The sequence below is a fragment of the Streptomyces sp. NPDC041940 genome, from assembly GCF_055589465.1.
This window is the reverse complement of record NZ_JBVJBP010000010.1, coordinates 122,604-142,320: the sequence shown is the minus strand read 5'-3', so window position 1 is coordinate 142,320 and position 19,717 is coordinate 122,604. Positions and strand designations below refer to the sequence as shown.

The following is a 19,717-nucleotide window of genomic DNA, read 5'->3' as shown; positions in this document are numbered from 1 at the left end:
CACGTCGCCCGACCGCATCACCTCACCGCCGCACCGACGTCAGCCCCCACCCCAGCACCAGCCACACCCCCGCCACCGCGCACACCCCGCCCCAGCCGAAGTGGCTGAAGGCGGCCCCGCCGAGAGCCGACGCGGTGGCGCCGCCCGCGAAGCCGGCGACCACATAGGCGGTGTTGGCGGTGGCCGGGGCGGACGTGGAGGTCAGGGCGAGGGTCTGGTTGGCGACATGGGAGGCGACCAGCGCCGCGTGGATCGCGATCGCGGCGGCGAACAGCGCGGCCAGAGCCTGCCCGCCCAGCCAGAACAGCGGCACCGACACGGCCGCGAGCAGATACGCGGACCGCACGACACGCGCCGCGCCGAACCGGTCCACGAACCCGCCCGCCAGCGGAGCCACCGCACTCGCCGTCAGCCCGAAGAGCCCGAAGAGCCCGGCGGTCGCGGGGGACAGCCCGTACTCGGGCCCGGTCAGCAGCAGGGAGAGCGCGGTCCACAGCGCGCTCCACGCACCGAACATCCCGGCCTGTCGCAGGCAGGCCCGCCACAGGTCGGGCGAGTTCCGCAGCACTGACGGCAGCGCGGCGAGCCCGGCGAACAGCGGGCCTGCCCGCCGCCGCCGCGACGGCAGGACGAACGCGGTCGCGAGCCCCAGGACGAGGGTGAGCAGGGCCGCGCCCGCGAACACCCAGCGCCAGCCGAAGGCCTGCCCGGCAAGACCGCCCAGGACCCGGGCCCCGACGATGCCGGTGAACAGACCCGCGATGACGGCCGCGACATGCCGGGCACGCCGGTCGGCGGGGGCGCGTTCGGCGACCAGCGGGACGAGCAGCTGGGGGATGACGGTCGCGGCCGAGGCGACGAACATGGCGACCGCGAGGGCGGTGACCCCCGGGGCGGCCGCACTGGCACTCAGCGCGACGGCGGTGACGACCGTCAGCCCCGCGACCAGCCGGCGCCGGTTCGCGCTGTCGCCGAGCGGGGCGAAGAACAGCAGGCCGACCGCGTAACCGAGCTGGGCGACCGAGGCGATCCAGGCGACGGCCGAGGGGGCCGAGCCGAAGTCGTCGGCCATGAGCGAGAGCAGCGGTGCGGCGAGGTAGATGTTGGCGGCGGTGACCGCGCTGCACACGGCGATCAGGGTGAGGAAGAGGCCGGGGGCGGGCGTACGCGCCTCCCGCGGCGGGGCTTGGACGGCCCTGCGGGACGTGGTGGTGGTCGCTGACGGCATTGAGGGGGACTCCTTGGAGTCGGCTCTAGCAACTAACTGGTTGGTTGGATAACGGGGCAACAGTGTGAGCCGCCCTCCGATTCCCTGTCAACCAAACAGTTGGTTACTCGGCGCGCTACCCTCTCCCCCATGGCACCAAGGGACCCCGAGGCCACCAAGGCCCGGATCTTCGAGGCGGCGGTCGCCGAGTTCGCCCGGCACGGCATCGCCGGCGCCCGCATCGACCGCATCGCCGCCGAGGCGAAGGCCAACAAGCAGCTGATCTACGCCTACTTCGGCAACAAGGCGGAGCTGTTCGCGATCGTCCTGGAGAAGAAGATGCTCCACCTCGCCGAGGACGTCCCCGTCGTCCCGGACGACATCGAGAGCTGGGTCGACCGCGTCATGGACTACCACGCCGCCCACCCGGAGCTGCTGCGCCTGCTCTTCTGGGAGGGCCTGGAGTACGGCAGCGCCGAACTGCCTCACGAGTCCGCCCGCCAGGAGCACTACGTCCGCAAGGTCGCCGTCCTCCAGGACGGCCAGGACCGGGGCGTCATCACGGACGCCGTCCCCGCGTCCGACCTGCTGTTCCTGCTGACCGCCCTGGCCAACTGGAGCGCCGTCGTCCCGCAGATGCGGCGCATCCTGGTCGGCGACGGGGAGGATTCCAGGGACCGCCTGCGCGCGTCGGTCAAGGAGGCGGCACGCAGGCTGACGGCCCGGTAGGCCGAACCCCCGAACCAGGATCGGCTGGCCGGGTCGGCCTCCTGGCTCAGTTGGTCCCGATCCTGCTCAGCAGCTCGACGATCCGGGTCTGCACCTCGCCGCTGGTGGACCGCTCCGCGAGGAACAGCACCGTCTCCCCGGAGGCCAGCCGCGGCAGGTCGGCCTGGTCGACGGCGGCCGTGTAGACGACGAGCGGGGTGCGGTTCAGCTGCCCGTTCGCGCGCAGCCAGTCGATGATCCCGGCGAACCCGGCCTGCCGCCCGTGCACCTGCATCAGGTCCATCACGACCAGGTTCGGCCGGAAGTCGCTCGCCAGCGTCACCGCGTCCGCGTCGCTCGCGGCCCGCGCGACCTGCATCCCGCGCCGCTCCAGCGTCGCCGTCAGCGCCAGCGCGATCTCCGCGTGCTCCTCGATCAGCAGCACCCGCGGCGGGTGCTGCTCACTGTCGCGCGGCGCCAGCGCCTTCAGCAGCACGGCCGGATCGGCACCGTAGGCCGCGTCCCGCGAGGCCTGTCCGAGCCCGGCCGTCACCAGCACGGGCACCTCGGCGGCCACGGCGGCCTGGCGCAGCGACTGGAGTGCCGTACGGGTGATCGGCCCGGTCAGCGGGTCGACGAACAGCGCGGCGGGGAACGCCGCGATCTGCGCGTTGACCTCCTCGCGCGAGTTCACGATCACCGGCCGGTAGCCGCGGTCGCTCAGCGCCTGCTGGGTGCTGACGTCCGGCGCGGGCCACACCAGCAGCCGCCGCGGGTTGTCCAGCGGCTCCGGCGGCAGCTCGTCGTCCATCGGCTGCGGCCGCGGCGGATCGGCCACCTCGACGGCACCCCCGGGCCCGTCCAGCGGCTCGGGCCCCTCGGCGGCGTTCTCGTCGGGGGCGCCTATGGCGTACGACCGCCCGCCGCCCTCGGTCAGCTGCGAGAGCCGCGACTGACCGGCGAGGGACGGCTGCGCCGGAGCGGGCGCCGACGCCGGGGCGGGCACCTGGGCGACCGGCGGGGGCGTCGGATCGGTCGTCGGATGCGGGCGCGCGGCCTGCTCCGGACGCGCTGCCTGCTCGGGGCGCTGCCCCTGCTCCGGACGGGACGCCAGTTCCGTACGTGTGGCCTGGTCGCTGCGCGTGGCCGGGTCGGGCGGCGTGCCGAGCTTGCGGCGCCGGCCCGATCCGCCCGGCTGGTGCGGGGGAGGCGTCGCCGTCGGCAGGGGGACGGACATGGCCGCGGGCTGCTGGACCTGGGCCGCCTGCCGGTTGAACGGCACGCCCTGCCCCAGCGTCCGCACGCTGATCGCCCGCCCCTGCGTCGAGTTCGGATCGACGGGCGCCGAGGCCTCCGCGGGCAACGGCTGAGCCGCCCGCTGCGCCTGCGCCGCGCCCTCCGGCGGCAACGGGGCCCCCGGGGCCGGGCTGTTCGGGGCCGGAGTCTTCGGCTGCGGAGCCTGAGGAGGCGTGCCGTTCGTCGGCAGGGCGAAACCTGCCCCCGTGCTGTCGTCGTCGGCGGCGGGCCAGGGCTGGGGGGCGGGGATGCCGCCCTGAGCCGGGGTCCCCTGGGCGGGAGTGCCTTGGGCCGGTGTTCCCTGCCCCGGTGCGGCCTCGGCGGGGAGCGGCTGCCCGGCGGAGGGCTGCTGCGCCGGTGGGGCGACGCCCTGCTGCGGCAGGGGCTGCGCACCCTGGGCCGGGAGCTGAGGCGCCTGCCCCGGGAGGGCCGCCCGCACACTGTGCCCGAGCCCGCCCTGCGCGGGAACGGACACGCCCTGCGGGGCGTTTCCTTGGGCTGTCGCGTTGCCCTGCGCCTGAACGGCGTTGCCCTGCGGCGGCACGGCCGCACCCGGCGCGACCTGGGCAGCGGCGGCCCCGACCTGGACGGGCGCGCCCTGCGCGGGAACCCCCTGCCCGGGCCCCGCAGGCACGGAACCGGGCGGTACGGAACCGGGCGGTACGGAACCGGGCGGTACGGCAGCAGCCTGGTCGGCGCCCGCCGCGCCCTGCTGCGGCACCACGGCCCGCCGCCGACGGCCCGTCGGCGCACTCGTGGGATGCGGCTGCGGCGGGGTGTGATCGGCGGACTGGTCGTGCGGTACGGCGTCGTGCCGCCCCTCCTCGGCCACCCCGTCACCGGAGTCGGCCACCCCGTCACCGGAGGGGGCCGCCGCGGCAACCGCCACGGCCTCCTGCCCCTGGTCGGCCTGTCCGGCCTGCTGGGCCTGTCCGGCCTGCTGGGCCTGTCCGGCCGGGACGCCCTGCCCGGCTGGAGCGCCCTGTCCGGCCGGAACTCCCTGTGCGGCCGGAACGCCTTGGTGGGCCGGTTCGTCCGGTGCCGTCTGATCGGCCTCGGCCGGCGGCAGGGCGAACACCGGACGCGGCCCCGCGGCCTGCTGCGCGGCCGCCCGCTCGTTGGCGGCGGCCAGCGCGCGCCGACGGCGCCCGGTCGGCTGCTGGTCCTGTCCCTGCGCCGCACCGTCCGAACCGGAGCCGGCGTCAGCGGACGGCGCGGGCAGCGCCGGCGGCAGCGCGCGCTGCTCCCCGGGTTCGCGCCGGGCCCGCCGTCCGGAAGCCTCGGGCACGCCCTGCGGCGGAACGGTCCCGCCCAGCCCCGTACCCGAGGCGGCGGTCCCGGCCGCATGCTCGGCGGCCGTGACGACGGCCCCTTCGGCGACACCCTGGACGGCACTTCCGACGGCCTCGATGGCGAGGGCCTCCCTGGCGGCGCCCTCCGCCGGACGCCCGCGCCGGCGCCCGGTACCGCCCGACCCGGCGCCCTCACCGGAGGCCTGCGCCGGAAGAGCGGCCGGTTCCCCGGCGCCCCGCCTCCTGCGCCGCCCGGTGGCACCACCGGCAGCACCGGAACCGCCGGAACCACCCGAACCGTCGGCCTCTTCGCCCTCGGCCGGAACATCCCCGTCCAGGAAGGCATCGGTGGTGGCGCGCCGCGCCCGGCGCCGCCCCCCACCGGAGGTCTGCTCACCCGAGGCCCCGGGGAGGCCCTCGTCGACCGCCTCGGCGGCGGCATCCGCGGCAACGGCCCCGGCCCCGCCCCCGATCGGCACTTCGAGGACGTACGCGCTCCCGCTCATCCCCGGCACGTCATGCGTCTGCAGCACACCGCCGTGAGCCCGGACGATGCCCCGCACGATCGGCTCGTGCACGGTGTCGCCACCTGCGTACGGCCCGCGCACCTCGATGCGTACGACTTCGCCGCGCTGCGCCGCCGCCACCACGACGGTGTTGTCCAGATAACCGCCCGCCGACAGGGGCGTGTTGCCGGTCGCGTCGACGCCGGCCACGTCCGCGACCAGATGTGCGAGGGCGGTGGCGAGCAGCCGGGGATCGACCTCGGCCTCGATGGGCGGCGCGTGCACGGCGAACTGCACCCGCCCGGGCCCGATGAGCTCGACGGCCCCGTCGACCCCGGCGGCGACGACGGCGTCGAGCATCACCTTGGTGCGGGTGATGTTCTCGCTGCCCGTGTCGAGCCGCTGGTAGCCGAGGACGTTGTCGATGAGCGTCGTGATCCGCGAATAGCCGGCGGACAGGTGGTGCAGCACCTGGTTGGCCTCGGGCCACAGCTGCCCGGCGTCGTCGGACGCCAGCGCGGCCAGCTCGCGGCGCAGTTCCTCCAGCGGCCCGCGCAGCGACCGCCCGAGCAGGGTCAGCAACTGCTCGTGCCGGGCGGCGAGCGCCTCGTACCGGTCCTTCTCCCGCTCCCCGAGCGCGGCGTACCGGTCCTCGTTCGCGCCGAGTTCCTCGGCGTGCCGCTCGTTCAGCTCCTCCAGCTCGGTGACGTGCCGCTGGCGCAGCGCGGTCAGCTCGGAGGCGTGCTCCTCGGCAGCCTTCTCCAGCTCTTCCTCATGACGCTTCTCGGCCGCTTCCTTCTCCTCGACGACGGCGTCGTACGGCCGCCGGTCGGTGAAGGTCAGCACGGCGCCGACGAGCTGGTCGCCGTCCCGCACGGGCGCGGTCGTCAGATCGACGGGCACCTTGCCGCCGTCCTTGGCGTAGAGGACCTGCCCGCGCACCCGGTGCTTGCGCCCGGAGCGCAGGGTGTCGGCGAGCGGCGACTCCTCGTACGGGAAGTCCGACCCGTCGGCACGCGAGTGCAGCACGAGTTCGTGCAGTTCGCGTCCGCCGAGGTCGCTGGCCCGGAAGCCCAGGATCTGGGCGGCGGCCGGGTTGACGAGCACGATCCGCCCGTCGGTGTCGGTCCCGACGACCCCTTCGGACGCGGCCCGCAGGATCATCTCGGTCTGCCGCTGCGACCGCGCGAGCTCGGCCTCGGTGTCGACGGTCCCGGTCAGGTCCCTCACGACGAGCATGAGCAGCTCGTCACCGCTGTACCCGTACCCGTCGTAGGCCTGCTGCCCGTTCTCCAGATTCGCACTGGTGACCTCGACGGGGAACTCGGTCCCGTCCGTCCTGCGCGCGATCATGCGCGTGGGCTTGGTCCGGCCCTGCGGATCGAGGTGTTCCGGCCGTCGCATGGAGCCGGGGATGAGCTTGGAGTCGAACTGCGGCAGCAGATCGAGCAGCCCGCGCCCCACCAGAGCGGTGCCCGGAGTCTCGAAGGCCTCCAGGGCGATGGTGTTGGCGTTGACGACCGTCCCGTTGGCATTGACCAGCACCAACGCGTCGGGGAGCGCATCCAGTATGGCTGCGAGGCGAGCAGCGCCTCGGGATGGCCTGCTGCTCACGAGACGCTTCCTCCCTGTTACCGCACCTTGCCGACCGCTCGGGCCATCTTGCCAACCGTCCCGCAGCGTGTCACGCGAGGGAGTCTAAGGGCTGCGGTTGCGCTCGCGACGCCGGATGAGAGCGAGGTCGCACGAGCAAGTGACCCCGAACTGACGACCGAGTAACCGCCAAACGCCCGCCCTCCTGCGACGACGTCGCGAGACCTTCGCGGGACCTTTACGACGGAGGTGGTTCTGTACCTTTTGGCCGGACCGGCGAGAGGGAGGACGGGGAAGGTCGAAATCCGGACGAGATGCGGAGGGTGAAAACGGGGCGGGTCTATGGAGGGAGAGCCGATACCGGGAGGCGGCGCGCCTCAGGCGCCCTGCCCGGCCCTCATGTCTGGCAGGAGCGGCACGAGCCGGTCCCAGCGGGAGATCTGGCAGCCGTCGCGGCGGTCGTACGTGGCGTCGACGGGGCGCCCGGCCCAGGTCCCGGTGACGTGCGCGGTGGCGGGCCCGCCGTACTGCATGGTGCAGAAGCCGCCCTTCGGGGCGGGAGCGAAGGCCTCCTGTCCCCACCGCGTGTCCCGCTCCAGGGCGGCACACGCGCCACCCGGGTCGGGATGGCTGCCGCCGGCGGGCCCGCAGTACAGCTCGAAGGTCCCGTCGGCCCCGCCCCCCGCGTTCCGCACGGTGACGGTGAGGTGATCCCGTTCCTTGCTCTGGTTCTTGCTCTTGCTCTTGCTCTGGCTCTTGCCGTCGCCGAGCCCGGCCTGGCCGTACGCGGCCGGGGACACCGCGGCCAGTGCCCCGAGGGCGGCGACGGAGGCGGCGGCACCGAGAGCGAGGCGCCGCAGACCGGTACTACGGGGGGTGGTCCGGGGCGCGGTTCGGGCGGTGGCCCGGGAAATGACAGTCGACATGCCCTGACTAACGCGGCGTGCCCCGGGACGTTGCGCGACAGCCCGACAAGGCTTTTGCCCTGCGACCTTCCTGCCTAGTACCGTGGGGGGCGATTGGTGACGCGGCGCTCGACTGTGTCATCATCGGCAAGCACCGACTCGCGCTCGCGCGGGAGGATGTGCGTGGAGGCGTCGCCTAGTCCGGTCTATGGCGCCGCACTGCTAATGCGGTTTGGGTCTTAAAGCCCATCGAGGGTTCAAATCCCTCCGCCTCCGCACCTGATCACGAAGCCCCGGTCACCCGACCGGGGCTTCGCTGTCATACCGGCCGGAACAGCCGTTTCCCCAGCTCACAAGGGGTATGGCAAACGGATTTCACATGGCGGCGGCAGTCATGTAATGTTCTTCCTGTCGCCGCGAGCGAGCCGGAAGGCCCGAGAGCGGCGATAAAACAGAACAAGCACTCGTAGCTTAACGGATAGAGCATCTGACTACGGATCAGAAGGTTGCAGGTTCGAATCCTGCCGAGTGCACACAGGTGAGAGGCCCCGGAGAGATCCGGGGCCTCTTGCGTTTCAGGGGCGTACAGCGGCGAAGTACAGCAACGGCTGATGTCAGCCGGTCTCGGCACCGCCCATCGCAGCGGACAGCTTGCCGAGCGCGGCCCGCACCTCTTCCTCGCTCGCTTCCGCGTAGACCTCCATCGTCATGGCGATCTGCGAGTGCCGGAGGATGCGCTGCGCCACCTCAAGACCAGGCCGCGCGTGTCCTGCCAGAGATCACCGGCCGCTTTCCGGTCCCCGGTCTGCTGGGCCCGGCGCATCCGCAGAGCCTTGAGGCAGAACTCCGTACAGTTCCCCCGTCTCGAAGTCGATGGACTTCCAGGTGATCCCGAGGATCTCGCCACGGCGCAGCCCCAGGCTGGGGACCAGCACCCAGGCCCCGCGAGCAGCTGGTCCTCACGGGCCAGGGAGTCGGCGAGGAAGCGCCCCGCTTCGATCACGGACCACGGCTCCCCGGAATCCCTGGAGCGGGACCTGTCCGCATCCGCAACTACTGCATCAGCTCGATGTGGGGGTGCTCCGCGGACACCGGGCAGCGGTAGAGCTGCTGCCGGTAGCCGCTGGCGATCTGGACCTCGGTCGGCTGCCTCGGGACGAGGTCAGGAGGCTGCGGGACGATTTCGCTCACGGACCGCGGGACACGGCCGCGTTCCTGTAGGTCCAGGCCCTTGGCCCGGAAGGCGTCGATCAGCCTCTGGTGCTCCGGGTCGGGTGCGGTGAACGACGGGCTGACGCGCGGCCGATCCTCGTTCTCTACCCAGCCGCGGCTGTTGTCGTCCCATTCGAAGGTGGCGATGGTCAGCAACGGGTCCGCCTCGGTACCGCAAGCGGGGCAGCCCCGGGGTTGGGGATCGGTGGGGCCCCAAGAGGCCCAGCCGCCGACCTTCCAACCGGGCGCGACGGACAAGTGGTCCTCGTAGAACTCCGACGGGTGGTCCATGAGGGAGCTGTCCACAGCGGTGCCGGCCGCCTCCCAGCGGCTCCAGTCCTGGAGTTGCGCCTGCAGTTCGTCACTCAACTCCATGAAGTGCGGGTACTCGGTGATCTGCTCCGGTGCGAGCAGGCACGGCTCGGGCACGTACTCGTCGAACTGAACGGCGGACGGCTGCGGGGGCGTGACGAGGACGTCCGTGACCTCGGCGGCACGGCGCCAGAACAGCACGGTCCTGGGCATGAACTTGTCCGGGGGATGGTCGCAGGGGCACCACAGCACCTGGAGCAGATCAGCCCCGTCCCCGCCGGGCGGGCGCAGGTCGGGGATGTCGCGCGCGTACAGCTGGGCCAGCGGCAGCAGGGCGACCGGGCCCTCAGGGTGCGGGCGGCCGGCCTTGATCCGCTCCAGGGTCGCCTGCTCCTCGGGCGTGAACACGGTCCGGCCGACATCGTCGACGGGCCGGTGCTTCGCCTGCGCCCCGATGCGTCGCCGCTCCCGGACGTCGTCCGGCGAGTGGGGCTTCTCCGATCTGTGCCACTGGTGCGAGCCCTCGCAGTACGGCCACGGCTCGTCCGCGGGCCACAGCAGCGGCCCGCCGATCGAGCTGTCGAGCGGCGAGGGCAACCCGGGACGGGGATGCAGCCGGGTCGCCGTGCGTGCCAGTGGGGCCAGTTGAGGGAAGAGCGCAGTGACGTCGAGTGGCCTTGGCGGGGTCCTGCGTATGTCGGTCATGGCGGTGATGCTGCCAGCAGCATCTGACACCCCTAGGGTCAAGCGAGCTTCACAACCTGATGATCGCCCGGGCCTTGACGGGCCTTGACCCCAGCCGCTCCGCGCTGATCGGCTGGACACGTGGCCAACGACCCGAGCGAATACGACAAGTCCATGCCTATCGTTGCGGCCCACCTCGCCAAGATCGAGCGGGCGGTCGATCGCACTCGCGCCGCGCACGCCGGACGGCCGTATGCGGAAGTGCACCAGGCTCTCGTTGAAGCTCTGCAAGCCGAGGGCGCCCAACGAGTTGTGCCGCAGGTCGTCGAGGAGCTTGCGCGACAGATCTCCGAGTCACCACGAGTAGGCGACGGCCCGCGGACTATCAGCACAGGTGACAGGCACCGCAGCCCAAGCCCAGCGAGTATCCCGAGTTGCTTCGGGACGAAGAGGTCGACTTCCAACGTCAGAGTTGTGATCGCCTACGGACGACCGCGGATGGGCATGGAGCCTCATGAGTAGCAGCCGGTTCGTCCATGAGCAGGTAGAGCAGGCCCACGAGTGACCCGCTGCTCACGATCTCGCGGCGGTCTATCATCCCGCGGATCTCTGAGAGGGGGATCCACTCGATGCGGTCGGATTCGTTCTTCTCAGTGGGCGGCCCTGCGTAGGTGGCGCCGTCGATACGGAAGACGTGGTGCTGCGAGTCGGTGATGCCGTTCGCCGGCTCGGCGTAGATCAGGGGCTTGATGGGGCCGGGGCGCCAGCCGGTCTCCTCCAAGACTTCGCGGGCCGCCGCTTCCTCCGGGGTCTCGCCGTCCTCGACCAGGCCCATGGGCAGTTCCCAGGCCCACGAGGTCGTGATGAAGCGGTGTCGCCACATCATCAGCACCTCTTGGCGATCGTTGACCACAGCGGCAACGGCCAGGTGCCGGAGGCGGACGACGTGGTACTCCCACCTGCGTCCGTCAGGCTGTTGGACGTCGACCAGACACAGATTCACCCACTGGTTCGTGTAGACCTGACGCTCACCGTGGGTCTTCCACTCCATACCTGTGGCCCCTCTCGATCGGTGTCCAGGATCTCAGACCGATCTGGAGGAGGGTGCACGTTCCCCTCTTTTCGCGTCATGCTGACAATATGCGCCACGAAGATCTTGCCTCCGGCCAGGCCCGAGCGTTAGGTGGAGGAACTCTAGGGCGACGGCGAACCGAGACCTCGGCTTGGAAGCCAAGGGCATTTGGAGAGCAGAACGCTGCTGACCCGCGACTGAGCGGTATTACCACTTAGTGAACAGTCGACCGGCCCCTCTGTTTTCTTCGCACGGACTGGCACGACACAGCGGTCAGGCCTGGTCAAAGGTGGGGCCAGCGATACCCGCTGGCAGCCAAGGCGAGGTTGTACGACATGCGTGTCGCTCGCAGTCAGTGATGTACGAGCGTTCTTGAGAACCGGCTCCTGAGAGTCACGCTGCCACTATCCTGGGTACAGCGTGAAGAAGCATCTTGCATCGGGGGCGGGGTCATGCACATTCAGGTGTTGGCAGAGGGTGACGAACGGGCGCTGACGGATCTTCGTTCGTGGCTGGGCCGTGATCCCGGTACAGCCACGCTGCCCGTTGAAGCAGTGACCGGTGACGGCCCGACGATGAGCGTGCTGGAGGCACTTGATGTGCTTCTTGGCAACGCGACCAATATCGCGAATTTTGCCGTGGCCTATGCAACCTGGCGCACTACTCGGCCGAGGGGCGGGGCCAGCGGTGCAAGGACGCTGGTACACGGCGACAGCAAGATGGATATCGGGCACCTCTCCGCAGAGGAACTTGCGGAGCTGCTACGACGTCTAAACGATGACGGTGCGGGCCCGCGGTCATCCTAGTGAAGCTTGATCAGGCCGCTTCCCGTGCAGTGTTGTTCGGCGTCCATGCCTATAAACACTTGCCGGCATTGGACGGTGTCCGGCACAACGTGCCCGCTCTACGGAACTCGCTGATCGCAAGAGACACAGGTGGGTTTGCTGGCCAGCACTGTGTGGCGGTGCCCGCTAACAGCACACCGACGGTCCTGCTGGACGCCGTGCAGGACGCTGCGGATCACGCGCGTGGTCTTTTGCTCGTGTACTACGCCGGTCATGGTCACTTTGGTCGTGACGGTCGCACTCTGTTACTGGGAACCGAAGCGTCCCGCCCGGACCGCCCGCACCACTCAGTTGCCTACGATGAGATACGGGCGATCGTGGCTGGCTCCCAGGCCCGGCACCGCGTCGTGATCGTCGACTGCTGTTTTAGCGGAGCTGCCCTGCCTATGGACGGACAGGAACGCAGTCGGGCCGCTGCGGACTTCGAGATTGAGGGCGCTTGTGTGCTCACCTCGTCCGCCGAGACCGAGCGGTCGTTGTGTCTACCCGACGGCAGCGTATTCACACGCGAGCTGACACTTCTCCTACGGGACGGTCTTTCCGGGGAACTTACCGATGGCAGACGTGGCGAAGACCTCGCTGTGTTGACCATGGCCGACGTCTACGGGGCAATGCGCGGGCGATTGCATGGACGCACGTTAGGCGGTGACCGGGTGCCGATCCCGCGGATGAGTACCCGGGATGACGGTCACCGGATCCCTCTTGCAACCAACCAGGCCTACACCCCACCGGCAGCCTCCAAACCAACCCCATCCTTAGAACCTCCTGCCAGCACCCTGCAGGTAGCCGTGCACACCGCCTACGCGGCCACGCCGTATTTCACCGGTCGTCAAGGCGAGCTTGAGGCACTGGGAAGCGCGGCCATGCAGCCGGCTGCGGTGTGCCTCGTTCATGGACGCGGCGGCCAAGGGAAGAGCGAGCTGCTACGGGCTGCGGCCGCCCGCATTGCCCCGAACTTCCCTGGTGGCTGCCTGGAGGTCGACTTACGGGGCTGGACACCTAACGAACAGCCTCGTGACCCACACATGGTCATTGCCGAGCAACTTCACCACATGGGTTACGGCCCTGACCTTATTCCGGAAGATCTGAGCGCACGGGCCGAAACCTGGCGCCTCTTCCTCAAGCAGCATGCAGTACTGCTGCTGCTGGACAACGCCCGTGATGCAAAGCAGTTGGCCCCGCTGCTGCCCTCCGCCGGGTCGCCAAGCGCGGTTCTGATCTCCAGCCGCTCCGAACTGCCGGAGCTCGGCGTCCACTGGCGACGTGAACTGCGCCCTCTGCCAGCCGTTCACTGCATCACCGTCTGGCACAAGATGGGCGTGCCTCAGGACACTGAGAGTCTCGACCAGATTGCTGACCGAATTAGCGGCAGTCCCCTTGCTCTGGGGCCGGTCGGCACCCGCCTGTTGCGCGGCGCTTCCCCTACCGCCATCCTCGCCTCGCTGGCCGGTCCGGAGCGCTACGCCGCTTTCCCTAGCCTTGACGCTGCGGAGCGTGCCGCCTTCACGAGCGCCTACATAGCCCTCGACGCAGACCTGCGCAACCTGATCCACCAGTGCGCCTGGCACCCCGGACCCGACTTCGCTCCTGATTCCCTTGCGGTCATGACTCAACGACCGGAATACGAGATCGAGGTGCGGCTCGCCGAGATCGAACAGCTCCTGATCCGCCAGAATAACCGCTTTGGCCTTCACGACAGTAGCCTCGGCTACGCTCGCCAAACGGCCGCACTTCACTCTGCCCAGGGCGAGGAACATACCAGCAGGCAACGGCTTTATCACTACCTAAAGATCGGGCTCACACAAGCCCGGGACGTCCTGCGCATTAGCGCGCACCACAATGATCAAGAGGTGCGCAGCGCGCGTCAGTGGCTCGATGCACATGCACAGGAACTTCAAGCCGCTGCGCGCGCCTCCAGCACCGACAACTGGCCGCAAGCGGCCGAATTTTTACAAGCCGTCGGCACATCGCTTTACCAGGATGATCGATACATCGAGGCTCAGGAGCTCTTCCAAGAGATCCTATGCACCACCTCTTCCGACTCCCTCCACCACGCCGTCGCCACGGGGAGCCTCGGCGAGATCCACCGCATGCAGGGCCGGCATGAGGAAGCCACCGCCGCTTTTCAAGAGGCCTTGACTACCTACCAGGCCCATGGTGACCACCTCGGCCAGGCCGACGCCACACAGGGCCTCGGCGAGATCCACCGCATGCAGGACCGGTATGAGGAAGCCACCGCCGCTTTTCAAGAGGCCTTGACTACCTACCAGGCCCATGGTGACCACCTCGGCCAGGCCGACGCCACCAAGAGCCTCGGCGAGGTCCACCAGGTGCAGGGCCGGTATGAGGAAGCGACCACCGCGTTCCAAGAGGCCTTGACCATCTACCGGGCCCTCGGCAATCGCAGCGGCCAGGCCGGCACCACGCTGGGCCTCGGCGAGATCCATCACATGCAGGGCCGGCATGAGGAAGCCAGCACCGCGTTCCAAGAGGCATTGACTACCTACCGGGCCCTCGGTGACCGCAGCGGCCAGGCCGACGCTACACAGGGCCTCGGAGAAATCCACCACATGCAGGGCCGGTATGAGGAAGCCAGCACCGCCTTTCAAGAGGCCTTGGCCACCTACCGGGCCCTCGGCAATCGCAGCGGCCAGGCCGGCACCACGCTGGGCCTCGGAGAGGTCCACCAGGTGCAGGGTCGGTATGAGGAAGCCAGCACCGCCTTTCAAGAGGCCCTGACCATCTACCGGGCCCTCGGTGACCACCTTGGCCAGGCCGGCACCACGCTGGGCCTCGGCGAGATCCATCGCATGCAGGGCCGGTATGAGGAAGCGACCGCCGCGTTCCAAGAGGCCTTGGCCATCTATCGGGCCCTCGGCAGTCGCGGCGGCCAGGCCAACGTCACGCTGGGCCTCGGCGAGATCCATCGCATGCAGGGCCGGTATGAGGAAGCGACCGCCGCGTTCCAAGAGGCATTGACTACCTACCGGGCACTCGGGGACCGCAGCGGCCAGGCCGACGCCACCAAGAGTCTCGGCGAGGTCCACCAGGTGCGGGGCTGGTATGAGGAAGCGACCGCCGCGTTCCAAGAGGCCTTGGCCATTTACCGGGCCCTCGGCAGTCGCGGCGGCCAGGCCGACGCCACGCTGGGCCTCGGCGAGATCCATCGTATGCAGGGCCGCTATGAGGAAGCCACGGACGAACTTCGCAGAGCGAGGAGTCTCTATGCCGAGCTTGGCATCACCAAGAGGGTCGCTCTCTGCCAACATGCTATCGACGAACTCTGCGGAGCAGAATCGCAGTAGAGCACCGTGGGAATTGCGTCTGTGGCAGATGCCGTACCGCAGTGCTGCACCTGTCGCGCTTGGCTCACCGTCGGTGGAGTGGCTTGGGGCTTGAGCGGCTGTGCTGGGCACCGGGACGGGGATGGATGCTCAACGATGGGATGAAGCTGCAATTTGACGGCAGTTCTGACGGCAACGACGGAACACGCTCGCACTCGTCCGCCAACCTGGGCGATCGAGGCCAGAGGCTTTCGGCAGGGGGCAGGGCTCACCGCCCGATCCTACGGATCAGAAGGTCGCAGGTTCGGATCCTGCCGAGTGCACATCGGTTCAGAGGCCCTGTGGAGTGATCCACAGGGCCTCCGAGTTTTCAGCTCACGCCGATCGCTTCCAGCATCGCCGCCGTGACGTGGTCCGCGGCGTTGCGGTGGCCGCGGGCATTGGGGTGTACGAACGCCGGCTGGTCGGGGACGCGGGTGAAGACGCCTTCCACCCACTTGCCGGTGTCGCAGGCGCTGTGCCGTCGGGTGGAGTCGTAGAGGTCGACGAAGCGGGCGGAGTCGTGCGCGGTGGCCGACTGGTCGATGACCTTGTTGAGGGGCTCAAGGACGTCTTGGCGCAGCCAGTCCAGGTCGCCCTGGGTGATCGGGCCGAACTGTTCCAGGTTGTTGTACTGGCACTTGGAGGTGTCCTCCGGGATGACCGTGGGGTAGCCGACGGCCAGGATCTTCGCGTGTGGGGCGCGTTCGTGGAGGACTTCGAGCATCTCGTCGTAGTCGCCGCTCACCTTGTTCAGGCGGCTGGGGATGTCGTCGGCGAGGTCGTCCTTGCACGGGGTGCCCACGCCGCCGCTGCCCCCGCCCAGCTGGAGGCACTGGAAGAGGATGCCGGCGAAGTCGAGGGTGTTGCCGCCCGCGCCGACGGTGATGACGTCGGTGCCGGGGCCCACGGCCGCGGATTGGGGAGGCACGGCGGGGAACGGGTAGTCCGGGTCCTCGGAGAAGGGCGGCAGGTGACGGCCGATCGGCTCCTGCGCCCTGAAGGTGACGTTCTCGATCGTGGCGGCGCCGCAGCTGACGTTGGTCAGGTCGAAGAGCGAGCCGAGGTCGCGGTCGATGACCTGGGGGTAGGACTGGTCGGTGCGCTCGCAGCCGTCGCGGGGGACCTCGAAGGTGTCGCCCGCGGCCGGGATGACCCCGGCGGTGTAGGAGTCGCCCAGGGCGACCCACTGATGGGCCGCCGCGGCGGCGGGTTGCGCTCCGGCGAGTTGCGCGGGGACGAGGGCGCCTGCGGCGAGAGCCGCGGCCGAGCCGAGCAGGCCCAGACGAGTACGGAAGCTTGCCACGAATCCTCCAGGGATGCGGTTTTGGCGGCAAACTTGACCGTATGAGTGGTATTACGTAGGGCACTAGATCCAATGCGGACAGTCACGATCTGTGGGGTCTGGGGGTGGGCGGGGGGTGAGGCAGGAGCGTTCTGAACGGATGGGGTTGACATCCTGACCGCGTACGACTGCCGCCAGGCGGACCCGGCTCGGTGGGTGAGTGGTGGTGACAGGTTTTCGGTCGCTGACGGGGCCGTGGTCGGCGACGTCGTCCACGTCGGCTGTCTTGTTCGTGCTCCGCAGGGCCGCCAGCGGCTGAGTGTCGACTCGATCGATCGACCGGCCGGTCCTCCTGGTGCGCGCGTGGGAGGGGGGCGGGCAGGGCCTCGGCGCGAGTCGGCGCCCCGGTCAGACGTCGTGGTGGGGGAAGACCTCGTCGACGGCGCGGCGCAGCGTTTCGCGGATGACAGTCGCGTCGTCGAGTTCCGCCGCTTGGAACGCGCCGTCGTGCAGGAGGACGAGTACGCGTGCCGCGTGGTCGGGGTCGGGGTGGTCCAGGTCGGCGGAGAGGTCGCGGAGTACCTCGAACAGCCATGTGCGCTGGTCGTCGATCACCGCGCGGACCGGGTGGGTGCGGTCGGGGTATTCGGCGGCGGCGTTGAGGAACTGGCAGCCGCGGAAGCCGTCTTCGAGGGTCGCGTCGCCGAGCACGGCCATGACCGCGCGGATCGCCTCGTGCGGTGACTTGCCGGCCCGCTCGTTCCCGACCGCGTTCCGGATCCCCTCGGCGGTGGCTGTGAGGTAGGCGGAGACCAGGTCGTCCTTGCTGGGGAAGTGGCGGTAGAAGGTGGCGCGCGTGACCTGGGCCTCGGTGATGAGGCGTTCCACGCCGACGGCGTGGATTCCCTCTGCGTAGAACAGCCGGGACGCGGTGTGCAGCAGCCGGTCCTTGGGGTGGAGCTCCGAGGCGGTCGTCATGCACCCCATCGTAGAGAAAGACCAGTCGTTCTGGACGACGGTCGGCCTGCGGTCCCCCCTCTACCCATCACATTGCAGCCTTGAGGGAGAACGACTAGTCTTTCTTGTAGAAAGACCGATCGTTCTCCCTAGCTGAGAGGCCAAACAGCCATGAGCACCACCCCCACGATCGTTCTGGTCCACGGCGCCTTCGGCGACTCCACCATGTGGAAGGACGTCATCGCCAAGCTCCAGGAGCAGGGCTACTCCGCTGTCGCCGCGGCGAACCCGCTGCGGGGCCTCGAGTCCGATGCCCGGTACGTCGCCACCGTCACCAGCGCCGTGGAAGGTCCGGTCGTCCTGGTGGGCCACTCCTACGCCGGTGCCGTGATCACCCGGGCCGCCCGCGAGGCGTCCAACGTCGACGCCCTTGTCTACGTCGCCGCGTTCCAGCCCGACGAGGGTGAGAGCGCGCTCGAGAACGCCGCCCGCTTCCCCGGCGCCAGGATGGGACCGGAGACCACCACCGTGACCGAGCATGACGGCGAGCCGGAGCTGCGGATTCAGCCCGGACACTTCCAGGACGTCATCGCCGGTGACCTGCCCGCGGCGACCACGGACCTCCTGGCGGTCACCCAGCGGCCGGTTCGCCAGAAGGCCCTGACGGCCGAGCTGGCCGGTGAGCCGGCCTGGCGCACCCTGCCCTCGTGGGCGCTGATCGCGACGCGGGACAACGCGATCCCCGTCCAGGCGCAGGACTTCATGGCCGAGCGTGCGGGGTCGCGGGTGGTGCGCGTGGAGGCGTCCCACGCTGTGTCCATCTCCCAGCCCGGCGCCGTGGCCGACCTCATCATCGAGGCCGCCAAGTCCACCCGCTGATCCCGCTAGTCGTCCCCACCGCTCTGCCGTGAGCGGGAATTCCGGTTCGCGCTGCGGGCCAGTTCGCTGCCGAGCAGCGTCGCCCTGGCCACACCACGTGCCCAGCGTGGGGCGTCGCCCCGGGCCGCCCAGAAGACGCAGGCGCAGCCGCCGATGACGAGCAGGACGACGACCGACAGGATGAGCAGGAGCATGCACGCCCCCCATTTCGCGAGATGGTCCGCGACATCCTCTCAGGCGGGGCGGCCGTGCGGTGGCGCGCCGGGGGCCGAAAGCGGACGCTGGAGCCAGGGGCAACGTGAGGGAGAGGCACCCCATGGCCCAGACCAGCCCAGATCACAAGGCGCACACGCCGTTCCTTTCCCGACCCGGCGTCCGCCGCTTCGCACCGTTCGTGCTGATCACCGCGGTCGCTCTGATCTTCATCTTCGAGAACCGCTCGAGTGTCGAGATCCGCCTTCTCGTGCCCGTCGTGACCATGCCGCTGTGGGGAGCCCTCCTGATCGCCTGGGGGCTCGGCATGCTCGCCTGCGTCTTCACCGTGCGCCGACGCTCGAACCGGCACTCACGACGGCCTCGGTAGGCGTACTTCGCGTCGTCGGAGACGGGGCGATGTCCTCAGGCGCTACCTGGTCCTCGGGCGCTACCTGGCTCGGCCGGTCCCCGGTCGGTCGGGGCGGCAGTGTTCCTCCAGGTAGTCCGCCGCCAGGGTGCTCGCGCGGATGAACCAGTCGTTGAGGAGGGCGACTTCGGCAGGGGAGTAGTCCGCCATGAGTTTCGTGAGGCGGGCGTTGTACGGCTCGTAGACCTCGAGGACGCGGGCGACCGCGTCGGGGCGGGCGGCTACGCGGATGCGGCGGCGGTCGGTCGGGTCGGGGCGGCGGGTGATGTAGCCGGCGCGTTCCAGGCGGTTGAGGATGCCGGTGACCGCGCCGGTCGTGACGTGGACGCGGGCCGCCAAGTCGCCTGCGGTGAGGAGGTTTTCGCCGGCCTCCATCACGTAGGCGAAGCAGGTGAGGTCGGTCACGTTCATGCCGACCTGCTGGGCGATCATGTGCTGTCCGACCAGGTGGGTCGCGATGAGGTGGTCCATCGCCGACAGCGCCTGCTCCGGCGTGGCGGCCGGACGCGGCTTGGCTCGCATTCCCAATTCCCTTAGTCCGTGAGAGTTTTGGGCCCTGAACGTCATGGTGGTAGGGGGTTCGGGGGCTCCCCCGGGTCCATGTGATGAGGGGGCAGCGCGTGAGCGCACATCAGTATGACCACGGGCACACGTTCGCGGGATGGGTCGGCTGCGCCATCGGGAGCGTCGCGGCCGGTGTGGCGGGTGCCGGGGTGGTCTTGGTCTCGGGCCTGCTGATCGCCGGCGGGATAGCCATCGGGGTCGTGGCTCTGCTCGTCACCTGGGCGCTGCACCTGTCCGGGTGGGGGAAGGGGCCCGGCCTCCGGCCCCGGGAGGAGTGGGCCTGGCGGGCGCGGGACTCGTCGGCGCGGGGTGGGCACGACGAGTGCCTGGGGTGCCGGCTGGCCGGGCGGCGACGTCCGGTGGAGGGCCGCGCGGTGTCCGTACGGGCGGGTGGGGAGCCGGAGGCTGCTGCCGCCGGGGCTGATTCCGCCAGGTGAAGCCCCGCTCGCCGGTTC

At 70.0% G+C, this 19,717-nt stretch carries 15 protein-coding genes, 2 tRNA genes and 1 pseudogene; 8 read left to right on the top strand and 10 right to left on the bottom strand.

Features of this window, described 5'->3' with window-relative positions:
- Positions 1-22: 22 nt before the first annotated feature.
- Positions 23-1,228 carry an MFS transporter gene (locus tag ACZ6I3_RS19045; protein ID WP_469415857.1) on the bottom strand — a complete coding sequence of 402 codons (1,206 nt, stop codon included), beginning with the start codon at positions 1,226-1,228 and terminating at the stop codon, positions 23-25.
- Positions 1,229-1,357: 129 nt separating this feature from the next.
- Here ACZ6I3_RS19045 and ACZ6I3_RS19040 point away from each other — a divergent pair, with 129 nt between their 5' ends.
- Positions 1,358-1,936: a TetR/AcrR family transcriptional regulator gene (locus tag ACZ6I3_RS19040; RefSeq protein ID WP_469415856.1), complete on the top strand. Its 579-nt coding sequence runs from the start codon at positions 1,358-1,360 to the stop codon at positions 1,934-1,936.
- 46 nt (positions 1,937-1,982) lie between these two features.
- Here the strand turns inward: ACZ6I3_RS19040 and ACZ6I3_RS19035 are convergent, their stop codons facing one another.
- Entirely contained in the window at positions 1,983-6,623 is a 4,641-nt protein-coding gene (locus ACZ6I3_RS19035) for a PAS domain-containing protein (protein ID WP_469415854.1), read from the bottom strand.
- 356 nt (positions 6,624-6,979) lie between these two features.
- Positions 6,980-7,528: an SSI family serine proteinase inhibitor gene (locus ACZ6I3_RS19030; protein ID WP_469415852.1), complete on the bottom strand. Its 549-nt coding sequence runs from the start codon at positions 7,526-7,528 to the stop codon at positions 6,980-6,982.
- Between the two features lie 164 nt (positions 7,529-7,692).
- Here ACZ6I3_RS19030 and ACZ6I3_RS19025 point away from each other — a divergent pair.
- A tRNA-Ser gene (locus tag ACZ6I3_RS19025) sits at positions 7,693-7,783 on the top strand.
- 184 nt (positions 7,784-7,967) lie between these two features.
- Positions 7,968-8,040, top strand: a tRNA-Arg gene (locus ACZ6I3_RS19020).
- Between the two features lie 81 nt (positions 8,041-8,121).
- On the opposite strand, the pseudogene ACZ6I3_RS19015 reads toward ACZ6I3_RS19020, so the two are convergent.
- The 3 genes and pseudogenes from ACZ6I3_RS19015 to ACZ6I3_RS19005 form a co-directional block, all read right to left on the bottom strand.
- A pseudogene (locus ACZ6I3_RS19015) lies at positions 8,122-8,522 on the bottom strand (site-specific integrase); the annotation flags it as partial.
- Positions 8,523-8,560: 38 nt separating this feature from the next.
- Complete coding sequence (locus tag ACZ6I3_RS19010) at positions 8,561-9,736, bottom strand: hypothetical protein (RefSeq protein WP_469415850.1); 1,176 nt, start codon at positions 9,734-9,736, stop codon at positions 8,561-8,563.
- 445 nt (positions 9,737-10,181) lie between these two features.
- A complete protein-coding gene (locus tag ACZ6I3_RS19005) occupies positions 10,182-10,766 on the bottom strand; it encodes an NUDIX hydrolase (protein ID WP_469415848.1) in 585 nt (194 codons plus the stop codon).
- A 473-nt stretch (positions 10,767-11,239) separates the two neighbouring features.
- Between ACZ6I3_RS19005 and ACZ6I3_RS19000 the strand changes: the two genes are divergently transcribed.
- Both ACZ6I3_RS19000 and ACZ6I3_RS18995 read left to right on the top strand, forming a co-directional pair.
- On the top strand, positions 11,240-11,593 hold the full coding sequence (locus ACZ6I3_RS19000) for an effector-associated constant component EACC1 (protein ID WP_469415847.1): 354 nt from the start codon (positions 11,240-11,242) through the stop codon (positions 11,591-11,593).
- On the top strand, positions 11,593-14,937 hold the full coding sequence (locus ACZ6I3_RS18995) for a caspase, EACC1-associated type (protein WP_469415846.1): 3,345 nt from the start codon (positions 11,593-11,595) through the stop codon (positions 14,935-14,937). The genes ACZ6I3_RS19000 and ACZ6I3_RS18995 overlap by 1 nt, the downstream gene beginning before the upstream one ends.
- A gap of 349 nt (positions 14,938-15,286) precedes the next feature.
- Here ACZ6I3_RS18995 and ACZ6I3_RS18990 read toward each other — a convergent pair whose 3' ends face one another.
- Both ACZ6I3_RS18990 and ACZ6I3_RS18985 read right to left on the bottom strand, forming a co-directional pair.
- Positions 15,287-16,261 (bottom strand): SGNH/GDSL hydrolase family protein, encoded by a 975-nt coding sequence (locus ACZ6I3_RS18990; protein WP_469415845.1) that lies wholly within the window; start codon positions 16,259-16,261, stop codon positions 15,287-15,289.
- A gap of 387 nt (positions 16,262-16,648) precedes the next feature.
- Complete coding sequence (locus ACZ6I3_RS18985) at positions 16,649-17,218, bottom strand: TetR/AcrR family transcriptional regulator (RefSeq protein ID WP_469415844.1); 570 nt, start codon at positions 17,216-17,218, stop codon at positions 16,649-16,651.
- Positions 17,219-17,368: 150 nt separating this feature from the next.
- On the opposite strand from ACZ6I3_RS18985, the gene ACZ6I3_RS18980 reads away from it, so the two are divergent.
- Positions 17,369-18,076, top strand: a complete 708-nt coding sequence (locus tag ACZ6I3_RS18980) for an alpha/beta fold hydrolase (protein ID WP_469415843.1) — start codon at positions 17,369-17,371, stop codon at positions 18,074-18,076.
- A gap of 5 nt (positions 18,077-18,081) precedes the next feature.
- On the opposite strand, the gene ACZ6I3_RS18975 is transcribed toward ACZ6I3_RS18980, so the two are convergent.
- On the bottom strand, positions 18,082-18,270 hold the full coding sequence (locus tag ACZ6I3_RS18975) for a hypothetical protein (RefSeq protein ID WP_469415842.1): 189 nt from the start codon (positions 18,268-18,270) through the stop codon (positions 18,082-18,084).
- Positions 18,271-18,392: 122 nt separating this feature from the next.
- Between ACZ6I3_RS18975 and ACZ6I3_RS18970 the strand changes: the two genes are divergently transcribed.
- Positions 18,393-18,659 carry a hypothetical protein gene (locus ACZ6I3_RS18970; RefSeq protein WP_469415841.1) on the top strand — a complete coding sequence of 89 codons (267 nt, stop codon included), beginning with the start codon at positions 18,393-18,395 and terminating at the stop codon, positions 18,657-18,659.
- Positions 18,660-18,719: 60 nt separating this feature from the next.
- Here ACZ6I3_RS18970 and ACZ6I3_RS18965 read toward each other — a convergent pair whose 3' ends face one another.
- The gene (locus ACZ6I3_RS18965; RefSeq protein ID WP_469415839.1) at positions 18,720-19,220 is read right to left on the bottom strand and encodes a MarR family winged helix-turn-helix transcriptional regulator; all 501 of its coding nucleotides are present in this window, start codon (positions 19,218-19,220) and stop codon (positions 18,720-18,722) included.
- 98 nt (positions 19,221-19,318) lie between these two features.
- On the opposite strand from ACZ6I3_RS18965, the gene ACZ6I3_RS18960 reads away from it, so the two are divergent.
- Positions 19,319-19,699, top strand: coding sequence for an HGxxPAAW family protein (locus tag ACZ6I3_RS18960; RefSeq protein WP_469415838.1), 381 nt, complete (start codon positions 19,319-19,321; stop codon positions 19,697-19,699).
- Positions 19,700-19,717: the final 18 nt, after the last annotated feature.